The sequence below is a fragment of the Gilliamella sp. wkB112 genome, from assembly GCF_001690685.1.
In the GTDB taxonomy this organism is placed as follows: domain Bacteria; phylum Pseudomonadota; class Gammaproteobacteria; order Enterobacterales; family Orbaceae; genus Gilliamella; species Gilliamella apicola_J.
Window position 1 is genome coordinate 1 of the sequence record NZ_LZGL01000001.1, and the last position, 19,500, is coordinate 19,500.

Below are 19,500 nucleotides of genomic sequence, written 5' to 3' on the forward strand. Positions count from 1 at the left end.
TTGATAGGAATTATTTTATGAGTTGGACAAAGGCATTATTTAAAAAAGAGATCGATAATATAATAAGTTGTGAATTAAAAAAAAGATCATACAAGAAAAAAAGTAGGCTTTACTTTAAAAAATTAAGTTTAACTTATGCAGATATTAGTTATCAAATAACTCTTAACGATTGCCAAAAGACCGAAGTAGGCTTTCACTTTTGGGGAACTATATCTCTTGATGAGATCAATAATTTTTTAAAAAGATTTTATAAAGATGATAGAAATTTTTTCCCAATTATGACAGGGAATATAGGTCTATTTACTCCAGCAAACACAAATAAATCCTATTATTTTAATTGGGAAAGGGACTACACAGAGCAACTTAATAAATTTCTATTAGATTTATCATATTTTGAAAGTTTAGTAGAAAATATTAAAGAGGTAAAAGATTTATCATTGGATAATTTGAAGAAAATACCTTTTATTAGGAAAAACTTTTCAGAAGGATTAAGTAAAAACTATAAGTTTTGTCATCCCTCAGTAGAGGCTGCAATTAATTTTTTAAATGGTAATTTTGAAGAAGCTATTCTATTAGCTAAAGAGCAAGTAAAGAATGATATAATAAGTTTAAAAGCTAGTTTTGGTCTATCTGATGAAGGGAAGAAACAGTTAGAGAGAGAATTACAATATTCTGAAAATCTCTTAGCTTTTTTCGAAAGTATGTATAAAAATAAAAATGGATAGATCATAATTCCAATGAGTATATGGTATTACTATCATCACTACATTAAATAAAGATAATAACTTATCAATTTTAAAGCTTAAAATATTGATATAACCAACTGATTAATACAAATAAAATAAAAAAGACATGGACAGTCCGCATATATACGCTTTAAATACGATGACTTAGGTAGAAGAACAGAAAAAGCCACCTACCTAACTCCCCATCAACCACCTATTACCAAAACTACCTTTCAATGGGAAGGCATGCAACTGCTAGGAGAAAACCAAAACAACCTAACTAGCCTCTACATCTACAACGATCAAAGCTACGAACCCCTAGCAAGAATTGATGGTGACATAGGCAAAGAACGAATCAACTACTTCCATACCAACATAGCAGGGCTACCCGAACAACTAACAGACCAACAAGGCAACAGCCTCTGGCAAGCTGACTATGAAATATGGGGCACTAATAAAGAAGAATGGCATGATAAAAAAACAAACTTCAAACAAAACCTAAGATACCAAGGCCAATACCTAGATAGAGAAACGGGCTTACACTATAATACCTTTAGGTACTACGACCCCGATATAGGTAGATTTACCCAGCCAGATCCGATAGGATTAGCAGGTGGCTTCAATCTAAATGAAGCAACCAGAGTAAATGGAGGAGTTACTCCTCCAGGGCTGTCTGGTTCAACAATGAATACTGATTTTACGATGAAACATTATCGATTTCCAGGTGGAGTTAACAAACCTTGATAGGAATTATTTTATGAGTTGGACAAAGGCATTATTTAAAAAAGAGATCGATAATATAATAAGTTGTGAATTAAAAAAAAGATCATACAAGAAAAAAAGTAGGCTTTACTTTAAAAAATTAAGTTTAACTTATGCAGATATTAGTTATCAAATAACTCTTAACGATTGCCAAAAGACCGAAGTAGGCTTTCACTTTTGGGGAACTATATCTCTTGATGAGATCAATAATTTTTTAAAAAGATTTTATAAAGATGATAGAAATTTTTTCCCAATTATGACAGGGAATATAGGTCTATTTACTCCAGCAAACACAAATAAATCCTATTATTTTAATTGGGAAAGGGACTACACAGAGCAACTTAATAAATTTCTATTAGATTTATCATATTTTGAAAGTTTAGTAGAAAATATTAAAGAGGTAAAAGATTTATCATTGGATAATTTGAAGAAAATACCTTTTATTAGGAAAAACTTTTCAGAAGGATTAAGTAAAAACTATAAGTTTTGTCATCCCTCAGTAGAGGCTGCAATTAATTTTTTAAATGGTAATTTTGAAGAAGCTATTCTATTAGCTAAAGAGCAAGTAAAGAATGATATAATAAGTTTAAAAGCTAGTTTTGGTCTATCTGATGAAGGGAAGAAACAGTTAGAGAGAGAATTACAATATTCTGAAAATCTCTTAGCTTTTTTCGAAAGTATGTATAAAAATAAAAATGGATAGATCATAATTCCAATGAGTATATGGTATTACTATCATCACTACATTAAATAAAGATAATAACTTATCAATTTTAAAGCTTAAAATATTGATATAACCAACTGATTAATACAAATAAAATAAAAAAGACATGGACAGTCCGCATATATACGCTTTAAATACGATGACTTAGGTAGAAGAACAGAAAAAGCCACCTACCTAACTCCCCATCAACCACCTATTACCAAAACTACCTTTCAATGGGAAGGCATGCAACTGCTAGGAGAAAACCAAAACAACCTAACTAGCCTCTACATCTACAACGATCAAAGCTACGAACCCCTAGCAAGAATTGATGGTGACATAGGCAAAGAACGAATCAACTACTTCCATACCAACATAGCAGGGCTACCCGAACAACTAACAGACCAACAAGGCAACAGCCTCTGGCAAGCTGACTATGAAATATGGGGCACTAATAAAGAAGAATGGCATGATAAAAAAACAAACTTCAAACAAAACCTAAGATACCAAGGCCAATACCTAGATAGAGAAACGGGCTTACACTATAATACCTTTAGGTACTACGACCCCGATATAGGTAGATTTACCCAGCCAGATCCGATAGGATTAGTTGGTGGATTTAATCTTTACCAGTATGCACCTAATCCGATAGACTGGATTGATCCTTGGGGATTAAAGCATGAAAGTACCACTCTTGGAGAAGATTTACTTAGAGTGGGTTCAAATCAAGGGGGAATAGTCAATGCTGCTAATAGATCTAATTGGAGAGCACATCATATAATTCCCGTAAAAGTATGGAATGATAATGCAGTTTTCTTTGAAAAAATTGGTTATAGAGATATGAGAGATAGCGCCCAAAATGGTGTCTTTATACCTAAAGATCAGACTGTTGGTAATAGAAATGGTTTTAAATATTATCATGCTGGAAATCATGGACAATACAGTGCACGTATTAGACAACGGGTAGAATTTGTTCGTCAAGAATTTGATGCTGGTAGAATATCGAGAAGGCAAGCTCGACGAGAAATTCGGAGCTTACAAAGAAGATACAACCGACGTTTAAGTGCACGTGGGGGTTGTAGATTATTAAGGTAATAAAATTATGATTAATATACTGTTTAATACTAAAGATAAAAGGAAAACACCTGTATTTTTTAATTTTACTCTTTATGAAAATTTGGATGATGTAAAAAAACCTAAAAGTAAGAATTATATATGGGAAGACTATGGCCTTGTTAATAGAATAGTAGGTAATCCTAAGTATGACTTACCAAAACAAATGATTATGGTTACTAATTGTAAGAGTATTAATTTTGACTTTTTTGATTGGAAACATGACTGGAAAATATTCTCAGAAGAATTTTTGAATTTTGCTAAAGAGCAAGGATTACCAGAAGAAAATTACCAAATTAGTAAACTATATACAATTACTTTGAAAGGAGAGGAAATAATAAATAAAAAGTACTATATATTACGTATTCATACATTTGATGATGCTTTATTTAATTTCGATAAAATTGAATCCGTTCCTTCCAAAAGTTTTAAAGGAGCTTTTTTTTATCCGAAACTAGATATTATTGAGGAGATGACTAAATCAAGAGGAATTTTTTTCTTAGATAGTTTTTGTTATTCAAATACTATAATTTTAACTAACAACGCTTTAAAAATTGCCAAAGAATTGAATTTCCAACCTATGGAGTACTACTCTTCTATAGCATATATAAAAGCTTATAATCAATTTTTTGGTTAATTAAATTTAATAAATCAATTTGATGCTAAATTTATAAGACAGATGAGAGCGGCAGGTATTAAAGATCCAATCAACTACATTCATAACCAAATCTCTCGTATTTCACATACTCAACATATAGACATTCATGATAGAGACTGGAATAATGAGTTTAAAAGTTAGTTTAGAAATAACCCAAACTTTACCAAAGCATATATATAAAGACAAATACGAAATATGATGAAAAGGTATAATATACTCAAGGCCTCAAGACATGGAGTAGGTAAATATGGTTGTAGAAAATAGAAAAAAGTTATTCTTAATTGAAAATAAAACTATCCCTTGGGGAGACTGGGGAGTAATTCTTTGGGAAGGATTAACTCCTTGGGATGAAGATAAACAATGTATCTCTATTGAACGTACAGGGCCGTTTACCCCAAAAGCTTACTTTTCAAATGATAACTTTATTTTTACAAAAGAAACAAAAGAATTAATAGAAAACTCCTCATTAAAAGGAATTGATTTTTTATATGAAATAGAAAAAAAGAAAATTATTAATCTAGATTGGACAAATTGGAATATAGAAAAGGGAATAACCAATTATTTAGATGAGATATATGAACCAGAGGATATAATTAATAATGGTGTTAGTGATTTGAAATTAAAACAGGATATGCCAAATTATTATTTAGCTAATATTAAAAGTCAAATTCATTTAAATATCAATAAACTTATTGATATGCAAAATCCTTCAGAATATATTACATTTGTTGATAACAAACTTGATGATTGTGACTTTTTTACAGGGATAGAAAGAATTGGTTGTTTTATCAGTATAAGAGCTAAAGATTGGCTAGAAAAATATTGTCCCAATTGCTTTAACTACTATTTAATTAAATCTAATTGAGTAGTAATAAGTATCTAAATATAATTATTTGTAATTTCAGAGTATTATCTTTTCTTATTGATAATACTAGCTATAACAACCTATAGCTTATAAAACTCAATTCAAACAAAACCTAAGATACCAAGGCCAATACCTAGATAGAGAAACGGGCTTACACTATAATACCTTTAGGTACTACGACCCCGATATAGGTAGATTTACCCAGCCAGATCCGATAGGATTAGCTGATGGATTTAATCTTTACCAGTATGCACCTAATCCTATTGCTTGGATTGATCCTTGGGGTTGGGATCCATGTCCTAGAGTAACAAAAAGATTACAGGGACATGCAAATGCAGCAAAAAAGCAGTTTATAGTCATCCTCAAAGAACTTTAACTCCAAAGCAGAGAGCAACGATCAGACGAGCATATGAACGAGGAGATTTTGGACAAGCTCGCTCTAGATATCGTAGATATGTAAGTCAACGAATTGATGCAGAATTTAAAAGAAGAGTAGATTCAGATCCAATTCTGAGGGCTCAAGGAATTACAACATCTAAATCAGGTCAACGCCTTCCTGATGCTTTTGATAGTAAAAAAGAAACATGGTGGGATTTAACAACAAAGTCTGATTGGAATCGTGGAACCCATCAGAGAAGATATAGAGATTGGGGGAATGGATATGAGGGGATTTTATGGTAAAATTAATTATTAAGCTATTTGATAGGAAATAGGATGAATAATTTTTTTCAGGAACTCAGTGCTGGAGAGCAACTTAGAAATAAAGAAATTAAGAGCTGTACAATTAATAAACTAATATGTCCAAACTTAACTTTCTGGAAGTCTATAATTAAGAATTGTTCGTTCAAAAATACAGATCTTTCCGGGATTGGTTTCTTTGAGAAATGTATTATCGAAGACACTATTTTTGAAAAAGTCAATTTTAACTCTGCTGCATTCGTAAGTATTACTTTTCTAAATTGTCATTTTTTAAGTTGTGACTTTAGGGGAGTTTATTTTAATACCAGTGTTTTTGAAAATATAATATTTGAAAAATGTAAGATTATCGACACAGAAATTAATCCAAGCAATCTAAAAAATATAATTTATATTGGTAAATTGGTTGATGCTAGATTTATTTCTCAGACTCCTAATACAAAGTTATTAGCTGATTTTAGTAACTGTAAACTTGATTTTGTTAGTTTTGAAAACTGTGACTTAACTCAGGTTAAACCGCCTATTGATAAAAATTATATATATATAAGAGATCTAAAATTAAAATCTATTAAAGCGTTAACAGAACTACAGAGCTGGCCTGAGACTAGTATAAAAAAAATAATAACTAGACGCATTAATTATTACTCAAAACAAAATGAGTATATTTTTAATGTAAAGAATTTCATAGAAATTGAAGGTAAAGAAATTGCAGAACAGTTTTTTAAAATTTTAGGCAATGATATAAGAGGCATCTAAGAAAATATTATTATGTTATTGTATTATAGATAAAATAAGTAATTGAAATTAGTAATACACAACAAGAATGACATGATAACAAAACAAACTTCAAACAAAACCTAAGATACCAAGGCCAATACCTAGATAGATAAACGGACTTATACTATAACACCTTTAGGTACTACGACCCCGATATAGATAGATTTACCCAGCCAGATCCGATAGAATTAAATGGTGGATTTAATCTTTATCAGTATGTTCCCTGATCCCATTAGTTTGATTCATCATTGGGGTTGGAAATGCTGGAGTTCAACTAGAGCAGTTATTGGAAAACAGAAGAAAAGGCAGCTCCGAGAAGCACTTATTCAAGATTAAATATGCGAGAATGTGTAGACGTTTGGCATCATTAAAATACCACCATAAAAGGGGTACTTATATAACGAGGAATGTTTCATTAGAATTGAATCATCTCATCTGGCCACAAAGTTCTAAAATAAATATTGATATGCCATTTAATCTTGAAAAAGTGATACCGTGTGAACATGCAGCAGTAGACAATTATAGGCATACAGGAACGACATTAATTAACATCTTACAAAATGTAGGAAATTTCAGAGGAAAGTAAAATGATATTATATGAGTTTTTACATTCAAATATTTATAATAAATATATTTCTACTTTAGAAAAAGAAATGACAATATCAATTGATAAAAATTCTACGTTCTATAAGAATATGATGGGTTTTTATGATATGTGTTTAAATGAAGCAGCAGTAACTATAGATGATCTAAATTGGTTAATAGCGCATTATCCAAAAGAAACTATAAATTATATTATTAGAAAATATAATACTTTTCTACAGCCTGATGGGGGAAAAGATAATATTAAAAACTTACCTCCTCTAATTGATTTCCCTATTATTCACTTAATAGAATTCTTCTTGATTTTGAAAGACTCTTCAAATATCAAAAAATATATAAAATTTATTAATATCCCAAAAAGCAAGAGTTATATGGTTGAAATAAATAGAATTTTTAATGAATCAAATCAAAAAAAATATGATATTAATTAGTGTTGAAAAAGGAGATCCCAAAAGCTCTGATATTTTTGTTATGCAAAAAAACTTAATAACTTATTTGAACTTCATATGAAAGAAAATTATTTTTACTTTATTAAAAACTTGGTTATAATTTTTAGGTTACCTTAAAATACAAAAGCAAATTACGATCGTCCAGAACTATTAAAGTATCTGAAAAGAAATAATACACTTACTATTGATTTAGCTTGTACTAGTGGGAAAGAGGGCGAGCCAATCAAATACGATGCACTAGGTAGACGAACAGAAAAAGCCACCTACCTGGTCTCTACACATACAAAGATCAAAGATACGCCCCCCTAGCAAAGATTGATGACGACATAGGCAAAGAACGAATCAACTATTTCCATACCAATATGGCAGGTCTCCCCCTAACGACTGATAGATCAACAAGGCAACAACCTTTGGCTTAAAAACCTTGACAGTACCTACAATAGAAACTATCTTTACAAATATTACAGATTCAAAAGGACATATTGTGCCTGATGATGTCCCCACCATAGAGGCCGTACTAGTAAATTACTCCATGATAATTTGATAATACGTATATGTGCAGCAAGGACAAAAAGTAGGGCTTTAAAAATAATAAAGTCAATGCATAACAAACATATGGGGCTAAGGCGTGGCGAATAAGGAGAGTATTATTATGAATAAGGTAAATATACAGCTGTGGATTGGTAATAACTTTTCTTCAGAGGCGAAGTATTTAAAATATTTCCAGCAAAATGAGAATGCTAATCCTTTAGATCCCGAATATGTGGAAGAATGTCAATTTCTTGCTGATGTTGGTGACATATGGTTCAATACAGAATACATGATCATTCCTAAAAGATTTTCCTCTCCTCGAGATATTCAAATTATCATAAATAGTATAAAAGTAGATGAGGAAGAGAAAGATAAAATCTTTGATAAGTGTAAAAAACTGGGAGTTATGACTGCTAATGCTGTATTTTGGTATGTTAATGCTGACCTAGATATAGAGTTAGAGGTTCAAAAGCCATATGAGGAAAGTTATAATGGATTAAAATACATAGGAAATTTTTATGCAAGTAGCAAATATGAGGAGATAACATTAACGGCTGAATCAACAGAACAACACTTATGGATAGGAACTAATTTAACTTCTACAAAAGAATATGATAAATACTTTAAACTTGATTATACTGCAGGTTCTATAGATGCTCCTGACTATAAAGTATGTGGTTTTTGTCAAGATATAGGTATTCGTTGGTATGATGAAGATTTTATTGGTTATCCAAAACCTTTAAAGAAAGAGATTACTGTACAAAAATTAATTAACAAATTATTAAGTCCTCAGTTTCCATGTGAGCAAGAAATTCTAAAGAGATGCAACGATTTAGGTATTGAAACGGCCAATGCTTTATTTTGGTATGATGCAAGTTTAGTAGAGATTAAAAAACCATATAAAGATAATTATAATGGGCTAAAATATATAGGAAAATTTAAGTTTTAATACTTATTATATATCAAATCCTTTAGTGTGGATTTGCTCAATTATAATTATGATCAAGCAAGTCAAATTACCTCCTTAAAGAAGGATAGCCAATCTTTCAAACACATTCTGCAAAGAGTTAATCAGAAAAACATCTTTCAATGAGAAGGCATGCAACTGCTAGTAGAAAACTAAAACAATCTAACTAGCCTCCACATAAAGCTAGGAACTATAAGCAAGAATTGATGGTGACACAAACAAAGAACAAATCAATTACTTTTATCTCAATATAGTAGGTCTCCCCAAACAACTAACTGACCGACAAGGAAACAACCTCTGGCAAGCTGACTATGAAATATGGGGTAACAACAAAGAAGAATGACATAACAACCAAACAAACTTCAAACAAAACCTAAGATACCAAGGCCAATACCTAGATAGAGAAACGGGCTTACACTATAATACCTTTAGGTACTACTACCCCGATATAGGTAGGTTTACCCAGCCAGATCCGATAGGATTAGTTTCTGGCTTCAATCTTTACCAGTATGCGCCTAATCCGACTACTTGGATTAATCCTTGGGGGTTGGGCAAAGTATAGAGGAGCAGCAAATCCAAAGGTTAGGCGAGCAATAGAAAATGAAAACGGGCACATAGGAACTATCAAACTACTTTAGGTGGTAATTATAAAATGGATGACAAAAAGCTAAAACAAGATATCAATTTTATTGTTAAGTCATATGGATTCAAAAAGAAGGGAACATCATGGAGGAAAACTTGTGACGACATTACAGTAATTATTGCTTTACAAAAATCAAAATATAGTCAGTCTTTTACTTTTGAAATTGGGATATGTGTTGATAAGCATTTAGAGATTGATCATTTAAAATACTATTCTTGTGGAATATTATTTAGGTTAAATGAGTTACCTGACATCTCTGAGGAACAGTTAGCGAATATAGATAAGGCACTTAATTTAGAGGAATATGATGAGAGAATATATTCAACATTTATTATTCTTTTGAATGAAAAATATATGGAAACGGTAGATAAATTTTTTGATATATCTTATTTGAAACAATTGTACAATAAAGGATTTTTTAAAGATAAATTGATAGACAATGACTCTATGAAAGTACTATCTAATTAAAATAGAATGCTTAGATCGTCGCTACCAATCTCTAGCTAAAGAACTTCCTGCTGAACTAGAAAATCTATCAATACGACGCCAGTGACAACCTGATACAAATCAAAACCATTAACCAAACCCATCACTAATGGCAGCGTAGCCAGATAGAAAAAATATCTGTGGACTAGTAATAACTTTTTCCAGAGGAGGAATACTTAAAATATTTCTGGCAAAATGAAAATACTAATCCTTTACATCTTGAATATATCAAAGAATATCAGTTTCTTGCTGTTTTTGGTGACATATGATTCAATACTGAATACATGATTATTTAATGACCTTGTAAACGTTTTTTCAAATTGGTTTTTGTTAAACAATTATGATTCCAATTTATAACGATCCAACATCTGGTTGAATATGGGAAAATATATAAAATTTAGTTTATTACTATTTAGTTTTTTGGGGTTTAGCTCATTTTTACTAGCAAAACCACTTATCCTCCTACAAGAGACTAATAATATGAATTCACAAAATATCTATTTTGCACAGGCTAATGAGTTATTAGATAAGTTCAATAAAGAACCATCGAAACTCTATGCAGGTGATCTTATAAAAGAAGCTATTGCAGAACTTAATAAGATAAATTTAGATACTATCAAAGACAGACAAGAATATAAAGCAGAGCGCCAACAATGGTTAACACTACACTTAAAAATAGTAGCTACTATAGATCAATATTATAATCCTAATGGCGCTCCAACATTTTTTTTAAATGTCTTACCACCAGAAATAGATGGTAATTATTATCCCGCCCCAATAGATCCCAAAGAAATTAAAGACCCTAAAAAACGTGCTGATTATGAGCAGCAAATTCAAGAGAATGAAAAAAATAAAAGGAAAGCTGATTTACAAATTACTATACAAAGATTATTAGGTAAAGAGCCTGATCTAGACCCTAAAACCAGTTATATTGAAGAGTTAAAGAGAAAAATTCCTGTTTATTATTCAAAATATGCTGAAGATAAAAAAGAGTATAAGATTATAATTAAGCAATCCCAATTAACTTTAGATCGTAAAAAAGAATTTAGCAAACTGTTGAACTGATATTTAAATCAAGAAGCTATAAATTTAGCATTAAGTAGTAATTAACACCTAATCAGGAAAAAACTATAGTTTATATTACTAGAGGTTCCTAATGAATGAAGTTATAGAGTTTTTAAAGGAATTAAAAAAAGAACGTTCAACTAAGTTTAATAGCAGTGATACATTATTTATCCATAAAATAGACGCACTGATAAAGCTTGCATATTTTATTAATAAAGTTGAAGGAAAAATTGACATTAAAGATATTCATATACTACCTTTTTTAGCAACAGGATATTCAGAGTATAGAGTAATCAATGATAATGAATCAGATAATAAGTTAATGTGGACCGAATATGGAGAGGGCAACTTACGTTTATCTGATGGGGACTGGTTAATCAGAATGAAATAATTTATGTGTTATAAACTATTGTTGAATTAGTTCTCTATAAGCTATCCTCAATTTACCAAAGGCTGTTAACAATAGTTTTGGAGTTTTAATTATGAGCACTCAAGTAAGTTTTTTAATTGATAATTTAGAAGTCAATCAACTCGAGAACTTTATGAACTCAAGACTAAAATATTTTGATATTGATTTTTCTATATCAAAGTATGATTATTTTGATATTAATGAATATAAAGCGTTTATATCATGCCTTTCTTTTCCTATTAATGAAAATAGTAGTTTATTTGAAACATTAGATAACGTAGATTTTGCATATGAGATAGAATTAGGTGCATCTTTTTTCTCACTAGAAAATAACTATTTACCTTGTTTAAATGACTATTTTGCTCAGTCACTTTCTTTAGAAAGACAATGTCATACATTAACTTTTATTAATAAGTCAATAAATGGAGATGATAGCTATCCTATCACTCACTTCTTTTGTGGAAAAGAGATTATGGATTTTTCATCTTTTAATAATATCGAAGTTTGGGGAAAAGATAGATGGATAAAAAATATTTAATGGATTAATGAATAATGAATTTAATAATTGCCACAATACAATTCATGGTACTCAAGATCTTCAGCCAGTAATATCATGAGAACATGTATTAATGAAGGTATAAAAGATGGGAACCTATTAATATTAATCAATTAATATGTATTTTAATATAGGACTATAAAATGAATAATATATGCGAAACCATCAGCAATGAGATGATAGAATTTGCTATAGAGCTTCAAAAAATAGCTAGTAAAAAATTTTCTGCCTCTACAGCAACTAAGGGCGCTGAACCTTTTGAAAAAAAGCTATTTAATGAATATAAACTATCATACCCTGAAAAATTATCCAAAAAATCTCTAAAAGAATGGATTACAAAACGATTAGAAAATGAATTCAAATGTATAGGCGAAAAACCAAAATGGAAAGATGAAAGTGAATGGTGTTATTTGGAAGGAGAGCCTATGGTATTTATTACCCAATATAGTATACCGGTATCAGATAAAACAAGAAAAACAGGCTTGGCTTTAGGGGATACTTTTTATATTTTTGGTGGAAAGATTATAAATAGGGATGATACATGGGAACAAAAATATAAAATAATTATACAAGACATTGATGGATATCTTATTGAAAATGAAATTATTTATTAAGTTGCTAAATGAATATTTAATAGATATACAATTATTTCTTTAATTAATTGTTTGTTGTTACTTCAATCAGTTAGTAAATGTAATTTATGGTTAATTCTGTATATTAGATTAATTCTTTAGTATTACTATTATTTTTTGATTTTTTAAAAGTTAAAGGGATTTATTATGATTAACAAGTTATTTTGCTAGGCCATATTGATCATAATGATGACCTTTTATACCTGCTATGTTAATGCAAAGGATATAACCACATATCAGCCTAATTCTAACTACTGGATAATAGAATATGCTCGTTCATTATTAAGTTGTGCCGATCGATCTTATGGATAAAAAACAATAATAAATTTCAACAAATTATTGATCAAAAAAATCTAGGCGATCCGAATGCATTATATGTTTATGCTGTATTAATTAGTCAATATATTGGAATATATGCAAAAGTTAGTCTCTCAGGAAAAGAAGCGTAAATTGAAGCCTTTAATATTTTTTAGTAATTAACTGAGCAAGGTCATCCGTAAGCAACCAATAAATAAATTAAGAATTGTACAATTAAATTTCATAGAAATTGAAGTTAAAAAAATTACAGAGCAGTTTTTTAAAATTTTAGGCTATGATATAACAGGCATCTAAGAAAAATCCTTTCTATAGGTTAGATAATGGCATTAATATGAAAAAATGTATTTATTTAATTATCTTCTTAAGTTTTTCACACTACGGTTTTGCCAATGAGTTATACCCAAAAGATATTAATGTACTAGTAGAACAAATAGAATTATGCCAACATTTCTTAGGAGAAATTTCTGGTGAACCGGCTCTTGATCAAGCAAGAAACTTAAATGCTGATTTGGAAAAGTATTGTACTAATCTTGATCAAAAACGCGATAAGTTAAGAGAAAAATACAGGCATTTTCCACATATCATAAATAAGCTTAATAGCTATGGTAAGTGCTTAGATGATTGCCAGCCAAGTGATGCAAAAGATGAAAAACGAATACAAATACCAAAATTGTGTGAAAAATATACGGTGTCAATGTATAGACCTTATGAGCCGATCATTATCAATAATCAAAATATAATAATTTTTACTATAAAAGGTGATTCTTCTTCACATGTTATACAGAATGAGACTCTTGAACTGTTGAGAATAAATTGTAGCACAGGGGATACTGAATCATTGGGGCTCTTGATGTCTCAAGATGTGAATAAAGGGGCTGTTTTAACTGCCGTTATGCATGATAATAAACTGTTTATTATACATTATCATTCGCCTCCATCTGGTTTTGGTTATATGTATGCTAACTATCGTATATATGAAGTCTTAGCCTATTCTATTAGTAAGAATACGTGGGTGTTAGATAATAAGCTTACGGAGTACTTTGGAGAGGGTGGAGATGTTATTAACTATAATGCTTCAGATGAAGCTTCTAAACAAAATTTGAAGTTTATTTTTCCTTATAAAACTAAGCAAGATATTATAGAAGGGCTCTCTAATCAACAGTTTGATGTATATAATAAACTCGCTAACAAAGAACATGTTACAGGTACCATTGTCAGAAAAACTAAGCTACAAGAAGTTGCTAATTACTTTGATGATGAAAAAAGGTATTTAATTAAAGGCGATAGGGTTAATATAATAGATACATCAGCAGGTTGGCTATTAGTTGAATACAATAATCCTAAAAAGGGTATTATCAAAGGTTGGGTAATGTGTGTGGATACCAGTATATGTAATAAAGAGTAAGTAAAACAAAACTAATAGATACAACAAAAAAAGCCTCCTAAAAGGAGACTTGAGGATTATGACTGGCTATTATTAAACCAAACCTTGCGCCAGCATAGCTTCCGCCACTTTAACAAAACCTGCGATATTAGCTCCATCTACATAATCTACATGTTTGTCAGCTTTTGAACCGTAACGTACACATGATTCATGAATAGAGTGCATGATACTTTGTAGTTTCTGGTCGACTTCTTCACGAGTCCAAGACAAGCGCATTGAATTTTGACTCATTTCTAGTCCTGAAACGGCTACCCCGCCAGCATTGGCAGCTTTACCTGGTCCATACAGAATTTTTGCTTTTTGGAAAGCTGCAACAGCTTCTGGTGTGGAAGGCATATTCGCTCCTTCTGCAACGCAGATACAACCATTATTTAACAGCGTTTCAGCATCTTTACCATTTAGTTCATTTTGTGTAGCACAAGGTAGCGCAATATCACATTTGAATTGCCATGGACGTTGTTTTTCCATAAACTGAACATTTTGTTCTTTAGCATAAACAGATAGACGTTCTCGACGAATATTTTTTAGATCCATTAATGCATCCAGCTGAGCCTTAGTCATACCTTCCGGAATATAAATACAGCCTTGAGAATCAGACATACTGATTACTTTGGCACCATACTCAATCAGTTTTTCTACAGCATATTGAGCAACATTACCTGATCCAGAAATAGCAACTGTTTTACCTGCAAAACTTTCATTGCGTGTTGCTAGCATTTCTTTGGCAAAGTAAACACAGCCATAACCAGTGGCTTCAGGACGAATAAGGCTACCACCATATTCTAGCCCTTTACCAGTTAATACGCCGGTAAATTCATTACGTAAACGTTTATATTGACCATACATAAAGCCAATTTCACGTCCACCCACGCCAATATCACCCGCAGGTACATCTGTATTGGCACCAATATGACGAGATAATTCAGTCATAAAGGACTGACAAAAGCGCATAACTTCATTGTCGCTTTTACCTTTAGGATCGAAGTCGGAACCGCCTTTACCACCGCCCATCGGAAGTGTAGTTAATGAATTTTTGAATACCTGTTCAAATGCAAGAAATTTCAAAGTGCCTAATGTGACGGTTGGATGAAAACGTAAACCACCTTTATAAGGACCTATTGCACTGTTCATTTCAATGCGATAACCACGATTGACCTGAACATTTCCTTGATCATCCATCCATGGAACTCTGAATGTGATTACGCGTTCTGGTTCAACGATACGTTCAAGTAAAGATAGAGATTTATAGCGTGGGTTTTCCTGAATAAATGGCCATAAACTGTGTATAACTTCTTCTACAGCCTGAAGAAATTCAGGTTGATCCGGATCACGTCTCTTGACATAGTCAAGAAATGATTGTGCGGAATTTACCATATAAAGAACCTTTTAATTAACAATGGATTAATAAAAAAGCAAGCCGTTATAGCAGAGAATAGATGAATATATCTCTGCATTATCATTATAAGGCCGTTAGATGAATTTCTGTTATCCATATACTGAGGCAAAACAGACTTCCATTATCAGACCAGTGAAATCGGTTTACTCAAGCTTGTTGTTTGTCGATTTTTTGACCGCAAACGTTAAAATTCTACCCTAGTAAGAGGTACCTGACAACTTACTTTTATCATCAAGCTAATGTAGGCAATATTCAATTAAATGATGAGAAGGGAAAAGACTGTTAATTGTAACCATTTACCTCTTTTTTATTTTACAGTAACAGTAAAATTGTTCAGTTGGTTTGGTAATAACTGATATTAAATGTAGGATATTTGAATAAAACAACCATTGCGATTAAATAATATAGATAACTAATATTTTGGTTTAACTCCTTTAGGTATTAGGATTCACAAATAAATATACATACAAAGTTATATATTTATACAAAATATAGTATATGAATTTTTCAAAACATAACAAAGAACTATTGGTATTGATAATTTTAAAGGCTACTTTAATATTATTTGCTAAATAAACTTATATAATTATGATGTGGATGTAATTTTAATAAAGGGAATACAACATGAAAAATATACTATTTTTGTTAGTCATTACTTTACTAATAGGGTGCAACAAACAAACTAGTTTTTCTATTTCAGAAAGTGATAATTTAACTATGTATTCTAATAATATTATTTTCACAGAGATTGAGATTCCCAGAGGTATAGGTTATAAATTTAATGTTACTCCTAATTCATTTTTTGGGGTAAAAACAACAGATCTTAAAGTCCTTGGTGGTTTTGTAACTTTTGATAATGATGTGTTATGTAAAGCAAGTTTATATATTCAAGGTAAGGAAGGATTTGATAGTTTACTTAGTCGGTTTAAAAATAAAGAGCAAACAGAATATTTGCGGCAGTATGATCTTGCCTATGGAAAAGGAGTTGTTTATTTATTCGGTACACCTAATTATGGTGCTACTATTCAGTATAACCCAATAGTAAATTATGGCGTCATGACAACAACTAATAGTAAATGTGTTACTGAAAAGTAAAATTAAATTCAATTATTAACTATTTAACTAATAATAAATAAAAATTTAGTGGTGAGGAAATACAAAAGTGGGGAAATGGGATGGTTCCAATATTCTATTCCCAATTTAAAAAGCAGATTAAATGATTGAATGAATTATTTGATGAGTATAAATCGAAAACAATATATATTATATCTTATATTGTTTTCTATAAAATAATGAAGTGATGTTTTTACCATTAAGCCATAGTCAATATAGATATTTAATAAGTGTTATAGGGTAACAAGAGTGAACTTGATGAGAAACTATATTCAATTACCACTATTATTAGGATTTTTTTGTATGGTTACAACCATGCTAGCACTAGCAAAGTATAATACAGAAGTTATACCTATGAGGTTAGATATTACACACTATAATGAACTAAAACAGCAACATTATAATGATTTTAGAGGTACCAATGAATTTACTATCCAAAAAGATCAGGATACAACCATTAGGTATATGGAGGATACAGAATATACTGTAATCACCACAATCAAAAATGTGTATATGATAAGCCGTGTTTATTATAAACCTACAGGTATTTTAAAATCAGAAGCTGAAAGCTTTAATAATCTTGCGGTTAATACTACAAGATATTATGACGAACAAGGACAATTAACAGAGGAATATAAATTTACTTCTCCTGATTGGGTCGATAGGCTAACCAAGGTAGCCAAGGAAAAGCTTAACCTTAATATTTGGCAACCAACTCACTCGATGTTATCTCAAATAAACTACCAAGGTAAAAAAGTACTCCTTATCTATCATCTAAAAGGAAAGCCTTTAGACTTTATGGCTGGAAATTCTGTTTTATATTTTGCATTACTGGATTTTGTTTCATTAGAAATTTTATTACAGGGTGAAAGACATCAGGAGCCATTACGTATTGAAGGTGATAATTATTTGCCAATAAAACCAGCTGTCCACTTAGTTAATGGCAAGCCAATCGATCTAGAATAGTAATAAATATTTGAGTCTAAGTGATATGAAAAGAAATAGTAAACTCTATAAAATAATAATTGGACTGTTTTGTTATTTTATTACCATGCAGACAGTTGCAAAGCATCATACAGAAGTTATACCTATGAAATTAGATATCACGCAATATAATGAGTTAAAAAAACAACATTATAATGATTTTAAAGGTACCAATGAATTTACTATTCAAAAAGATCAGGATACAAACATTAGGTATATGGAGGATACAGAATATACTGTAATAACCACAATCAAAAACGTGTATATGATAAACCGTGTTTATTATAAACCTACAGGTATTTTAAAATCAGAGGATGAAAGTTTTAATAATCTCACGGTTAATACCGCAAAATATTATGATGAACAAGGACATTTAACAGAGGAATATAAATATACCTCCCCTGATTGGGTAGATAGACTAACCAAGGTAGCCAAAGAAAAGCTTCATCTTAATCTTTGGGAATCCAGACAAGTAATGTTATATCAAATAAACTACCAAGGTAAAAAAGTACTTTTGGTTTATCATTTAGCGGGAAAAATTTTAGATAATCCAGGAGGCTATAAGTTCTTGTATTTTGTATTACTTGATTATTCATCATTAGAGATTTTGTTACAGGGTGAAAGGCATCAGGAGCCATTGCGTATTGAAGGCGATAATTATTTGCCTATAAAACCAGCTGTCCACTTAGTTAATGGCGAACCGATAGATCTTGATTAGTAATAAAAATATTTGAGTCACTGAGTCAAAGAGATATGAAAGGACATAATAAACTCTATAAAATAATAATTGGACTGTTTTGTTATTTTATTACCATGCAAGCAACAGCAAAGTATAATACAGTAGTTGCGCCTATGAAGTTAGATATCACACAATATAATAAATTAAAAAAACAACATTATAATGATTTTAGAGGTACCAATGAATTTACTATTCAAAAAGATAAAGACACTACCATTAGGTATATGGAAGATTCAGAATATACATTAATTACCACTATAAAAGAAGTATATATAATTAAACGAGTTTACTATAAGCCTACAGGTGTTTTAAAGTCAGAAATCGAGAGATTCAATAATATCGAGATTAATACCGCAAAATATTATGATGAGCAAGGGCAATTAACAGAGGAATATAAATATACCTCTCCTGATTGGGTGGATAGACTAACCAAGGTCGTTAAAGAAAAATTTAATGTTGACCTTTGGTATTTAGGACAGGCAATGTTATATCAAATAAACTACCAAGGTAAAAAAGTACTCCTAATCTACCATCTAAAAGGAAAGCTTTTAGACTTTCAGTCTGGAAATTCTTTTTTATATTTTGCATTACTTGATTATTCATCATTAGAGATTTTGTTACAGGGTGAAATGCATCAGGAGCCATTGCGTATTGAAGGCGATAATTATTTGCCAATAAAACCAGCTGTCCACTTAGTTAATGGCAAGCCAATCGATCTAGAATAGTAATAAATATTTGAGTCTAAGTGATATGAAAAGAAATAGTAAACTCTATAAAATAATAATTGGACTGTTTTGTTATTTTATTACCATGCAGACAGTTGCAAAGCATCATACAGAAGTTATACCTATGAAATTAGATATCAC

21 protein-coding genes and 3 pseudogenes are annotated in these 19,500 nt (G+C 30.6%); 23 read left to right on the top strand and 1 reads right to left on the bottom strand.

Annotated features, from left to right (window positions below):
* The 19 genes and pseudogenes from A9G12_RS00005 to A9G12_RS00075 all read left to right on the top strand — a co-directional run.
* Positions 1–725: hypothetical protein (locus A9G12_RS00005; RefSeq protein ID WP_218056524.1), on the top strand; the 725-nt coding region annotated here is incomplete at its 5' end.
* A gap of 246 nt (positions 726–971) precedes the next feature.
* Positions 972–1,469: an RHS repeat-associated core domain-containing protein gene (locus A9G12_RS00010; protein WP_065563850.1), complete on the top strand. Its 498-nt coding sequence runs from the start codon at positions 972–974 to the stop codon at positions 1,467–1,469.
* Positions 1,470–1,482: 13 nt separating this feature from the next.
* Positions 1,483–2,190 carry a hypothetical protein gene (locus A9G12_RS00015; protein ID WP_065563851.1) on the top strand — a complete coding sequence of 236 codons (708 nt, stop codon included), beginning with the start codon at positions 1,483–1,485 and terminating at the stop codon, positions 2,188–2,190.
* A 246-nt stretch (positions 2,191–2,436) separates the two neighbouring features.
* The gene (locus A9G12_RS12305; protein ID WP_065563852.1) at positions 2,437–3,285 is read left to right on the top strand and encodes an RHS repeat-associated core domain-containing protein; all 849 of its coding nucleotides are present in this window, start codon (positions 2,437–2,439) and stop codon (positions 3,283–3,285) included.
* Positions 3,286–3,292: 7 nt separating this feature from the next.
* Positions 3,293–3,940 (top strand): Imm43 family immunity protein, encoded by a 648-nt coding sequence (locus tag A9G12_RS00025; protein WP_065563853.1) that lies wholly within the window; start codon positions 3,293–3,295, stop codon positions 3,938–3,940.
* A gap of 268 nt (positions 3,941–4,208) precedes the next feature.
* Positions 4,209–4,826 carry a hypothetical protein gene (locus A9G12_RS00030; RefSeq protein WP_065563854.1) on the top strand — a complete coding sequence of 206 codons (618 nt, stop codon included), beginning with the start codon at positions 4,209–4,211 and terminating at the stop codon, positions 4,824–4,826.
* Positions 4,827–4,929: 103 nt separating this feature from the next.
* Positions 4,930–5,507, top strand: a pseudogene (locus tag A9G12_RS12555) (RHS repeat-associated core domain-containing protein); the annotation flags it as partial.
* Between the two features lie 33 nt (positions 5,508–5,540).
* On the top strand, positions 5,541–6,278 hold the full coding sequence (locus A9G12_RS12395; RefSeq protein WP_065563855.1) for a pentapeptide repeat-containing protein: 738 nt from the start codon (positions 5,541–5,543) through the stop codon (positions 6,276–6,278).
* A 92-nt stretch (positions 6,279–6,370) separates the two neighbouring features.
* Positions 6,371–6,581 (top strand): annotated as a pseudogene (locus A9G12_RS12560) (RHS repeat-associated core domain-containing protein); the annotation flags it as partial.
* 305 nt (positions 6,582–6,886) lie between these two features.
* Complete coding sequence (locus A9G12_RS12405; RefSeq protein ID WP_218056525.1) at positions 6,887–7,333, top strand: hypothetical protein; 447 nt, start codon at positions 6,887–6,889, stop codon at positions 7,331–7,333.
* Positions 7,334–8,003: 670 nt separating this feature from the next.
* Entirely contained in the window at positions 8,004–8,831 is an 828-nt protein-coding gene (locus A9G12_RS11970; RefSeq protein ID WP_081299587.1) for an immunity 22 family protein, read from the top strand.
* A gap of 247 nt (positions 8,832–9,078) precedes the next feature.
* Entirely contained in the window at positions 9,079–9,192 is a 114-nt protein-coding gene (locus A9G12_RS12565; RefSeq protein WP_442903458.1) for an RHS domain-containing protein, read from the top strand.
* Positions 9,193–9,216: 24 nt separating this feature from the next.
* Positions 9,217–9,411 (top strand): annotated as a pseudogene (locus A9G12_RS12570) (RHS repeat-associated core domain-containing protein); the annotation flags it as partial.
* A 90-nt stretch (positions 9,412–9,501) separates the two neighbouring features.
* The gene (locus A9G12_RS00050) at positions 9,502–9,960 is read left to right on the top strand and encodes a DUF4304 domain-containing protein (protein ID WP_065563856.1); all 459 of its coding nucleotides are present in this window, start codon (positions 9,502–9,504) and stop codon (positions 9,958–9,960) included.
* Positions 9,961–10,356: 396 nt separating this feature from the next.
* Entirely contained in the window at positions 10,357–11,043 is a 687-nt protein-coding gene (locus A9G12_RS00055) for a hypothetical protein (RefSeq protein ID WP_065563857.1), read from the top strand.
* Positions 11,044–11,134: 91 nt separating this feature from the next.
* Complete coding sequence (locus tag A9G12_RS00060) at positions 11,135–11,434, top strand: hypothetical protein (RefSeq protein ID WP_065563858.1); 300 nt, start codon at positions 11,135–11,137, stop codon at positions 11,432–11,434.
* A 91-nt stretch (positions 11,435–11,525) separates the two neighbouring features.
* Positions 11,526–11,990 (top strand): hypothetical protein, encoded by a 465-nt coding sequence (locus A9G12_RS00065; protein WP_065563859.1) that lies wholly within the window; start codon positions 11,526–11,528, stop codon positions 11,988–11,990.
* Between the two features lie 161 nt (positions 11,991–12,151).
* Entirely contained in the window at positions 12,152–12,622 is a 471-nt protein-coding gene (locus A9G12_RS00070) for a hypothetical protein (RefSeq protein WP_081299588.1), read from the top strand.
* 667 nt (positions 12,623–13,289) lie between these two features.
* Positions 13,290–14,363, top strand: a complete 1,074-nt coding sequence (locus A9G12_RS00075; RefSeq protein ID WP_065563860.1) for a hypothetical protein — start codon at positions 13,290–13,292, stop codon at positions 14,361–14,363.
* 72 nt (positions 14,364–14,435) lie between these two features.
* On the opposite strand, the gene gdhA is transcribed toward A9G12_RS00075, so the two are convergent.
* On the bottom strand, positions 14,436–15,776 hold the full coding sequence (gene gdhA / locus A9G12_RS00080; protein ID WP_065563861.1) for an NADP-specific glutamate dehydrogenase: 1,341 nt from the start codon (positions 15,774–15,776) through the stop codon (positions 14,436–14,438).
* Positions 15,777–16,422: 646 nt separating this feature from the next.
* Between gdhA and A9G12_RS00085 the strand changes: the two genes are divergently transcribed.
* From A9G12_RS00085 to A9G12_RS00100, 4 genes are all read left to right on the top strand, one after another.
* On the top strand, positions 16,423–16,893 hold the full coding sequence (locus tag A9G12_RS00085; protein WP_065563862.1) for a hypothetical protein: 471 nt from the start codon (positions 16,423–16,425) through the stop codon (positions 16,891–16,893).
* A 276-nt stretch (positions 16,894–17,169) separates the two neighbouring features.
* Entirely contained in the window at positions 17,170–17,877 is a 708-nt protein-coding gene (locus tag A9G12_RS00090) for a hypothetical protein (protein ID WP_141674077.1), read from the top strand.
* 124 nt (positions 17,878–18,001) lie between these two features.
* Positions 18,002–18,613, top strand: coding sequence for a hypothetical protein (locus A9G12_RS00095; RefSeq protein WP_141674078.1), 612 nt, complete (start codon positions 18,002–18,004; stop codon positions 18,611–18,613).
* A 35-nt stretch (positions 18,614–18,648) separates the two neighbouring features.
* On the top strand, positions 18,649–19,359 hold the full coding sequence (locus A9G12_RS00100; RefSeq protein ID WP_065563865.1) for a hypothetical protein: 711 nt from the start codon (positions 18,649–18,651) through the stop codon (positions 19,357–19,359).
* Positions 19,360–19,500 lie beyond the last annotated feature (141 nt).

What these genes read in the sequence shown, in the direction of transcription:
- A9G12_RS00055 (WP_065563857.1), top strand. Translation starts at nt 10,357, where the DNA reads ATGGGAAAATATATAAAATTTAGTTTATTACTATTTAGTTTTTTGGGG.
- A9G12_RS12305 (WP_065563852.1), top strand. Translation starts at nt 2,437, where the DNA reads ATGCAACTGCTAGGAGAAAACCAAAACAACCTAACTAGCCTCTACATC.
- A9G12_RS00075 (WP_065563860.1), top strand. Translation starts at nt 13,290, where the DNA reads ATGAAAAAATGTATTTATTTAATTATCTTCTTAAGTTTTTCACACTAC.
- A9G12_RS00050 (WP_065563856.1), top strand. Translation starts at nt 9,502, where the DNA reads ATGGATGACAAAAAGCTAAAACAAGATATCAATTTTATTGTTAAGTCA.
- A9G12_RS00025 (WP_065563853.1), top strand. Translation starts at nt 3,293, where the DNA reads ATGATTAATATACTGTTTAATACTAAAGATAAAAGGAAAACACCTGTA.
- A9G12_RS00090 (WP_141674077.1), top strand. Translation starts at nt 17,170, where the DNA reads ATGAGAAACTATATTCAATTACCACTATTATTAGGATTTTTTTGTATG.
- A9G12_RS00100 (WP_065563865.1), top strand. Translation starts at nt 18,649, where the DNA reads ATGAAAGGACATAATAAACTCTATAAAATAATAATTGGACTGTTTTGT.
- A9G12_RS00010 (WP_065563850.1), top strand. Translation starts at nt 972, where the DNA reads ATGCAACTGCTAGGAGAAAACCAAAACAACCTAACTAGCCTCTACATC.
- A9G12_RS00015 (WP_065563851.1), top strand. Translation starts at nt 1,483, where the DNA reads ATGAGTTGGACAAAGGCATTATTTAAAAAAGAGATCGATAATATAATA.
- A9G12_RS00095 (WP_141674078.1), top strand. Translation starts at nt 18,002, where the DNA reads ATGAAATTAGATATCACGCAATATAATGAGTTAAAAAAACAACATTAT.
- A9G12_RS00085 (WP_065563862.1), top strand. Translation starts at nt 16,423, where the DNA reads ATGAAAAATATACTATTTTTGTTAGTCATTACTTTACTAATAGGGTGC.
- A9G12_RS00065 (WP_065563859.1), top strand. Translation starts at nt 11,526, where the DNA reads ATGAGCACTCAAGTAAGTTTTTTAATTGATAATTTAGAAGTCAATCAA.
- gdhA (WP_065563861.1), bottom strand. Translation starts at nt 15,776, where the DNA reads ATGGTAAATTCCGCACAATCATTTCTTGACTATGTCAAGAGACGTGAT.
- A9G12_RS00030 (WP_065563854.1), top strand. Translation starts at nt 4,209, where the DNA reads ATGGTTGTAGAAAATAGAAAAAAGTTATTCTTAATTGAAAATAAAACT.
- A9G12_RS12405 (WP_218056525.1), top strand. Translation starts at nt 6,887, where the DNA reads ATGATATTATATGAGTTTTTACATTCAAATATTTATAATAAATATATT.
- A9G12_RS11970 (WP_081299587.1), top strand. Translation starts at nt 8,004, where the DNA reads ATGAATAAGGTAAATATACAGCTGTGGATTGGTAATAACTTTTCTTCA.
- A9G12_RS00060 (WP_065563858.1), top strand. Translation starts at nt 11,135, where the DNA reads ATGAATGAAGTTATAGAGTTTTTAAAGGAATTAAAAAAAGAACGTTCA.
- A9G12_RS00070 (WP_081299588.1), top strand. Translation starts at nt 12,152, where the DNA reads ATGAATAATATATGCGAAACCATCAGCAATGAGATGATAGAATTTGCT.
- A9G12_RS12395 (WP_065563855.1), top strand. Translation starts at nt 5,541, where the DNA reads ATGAATAATTTTTTTCAGGAACTCAGTGCTGGAGAGCAACTTAGAAAT.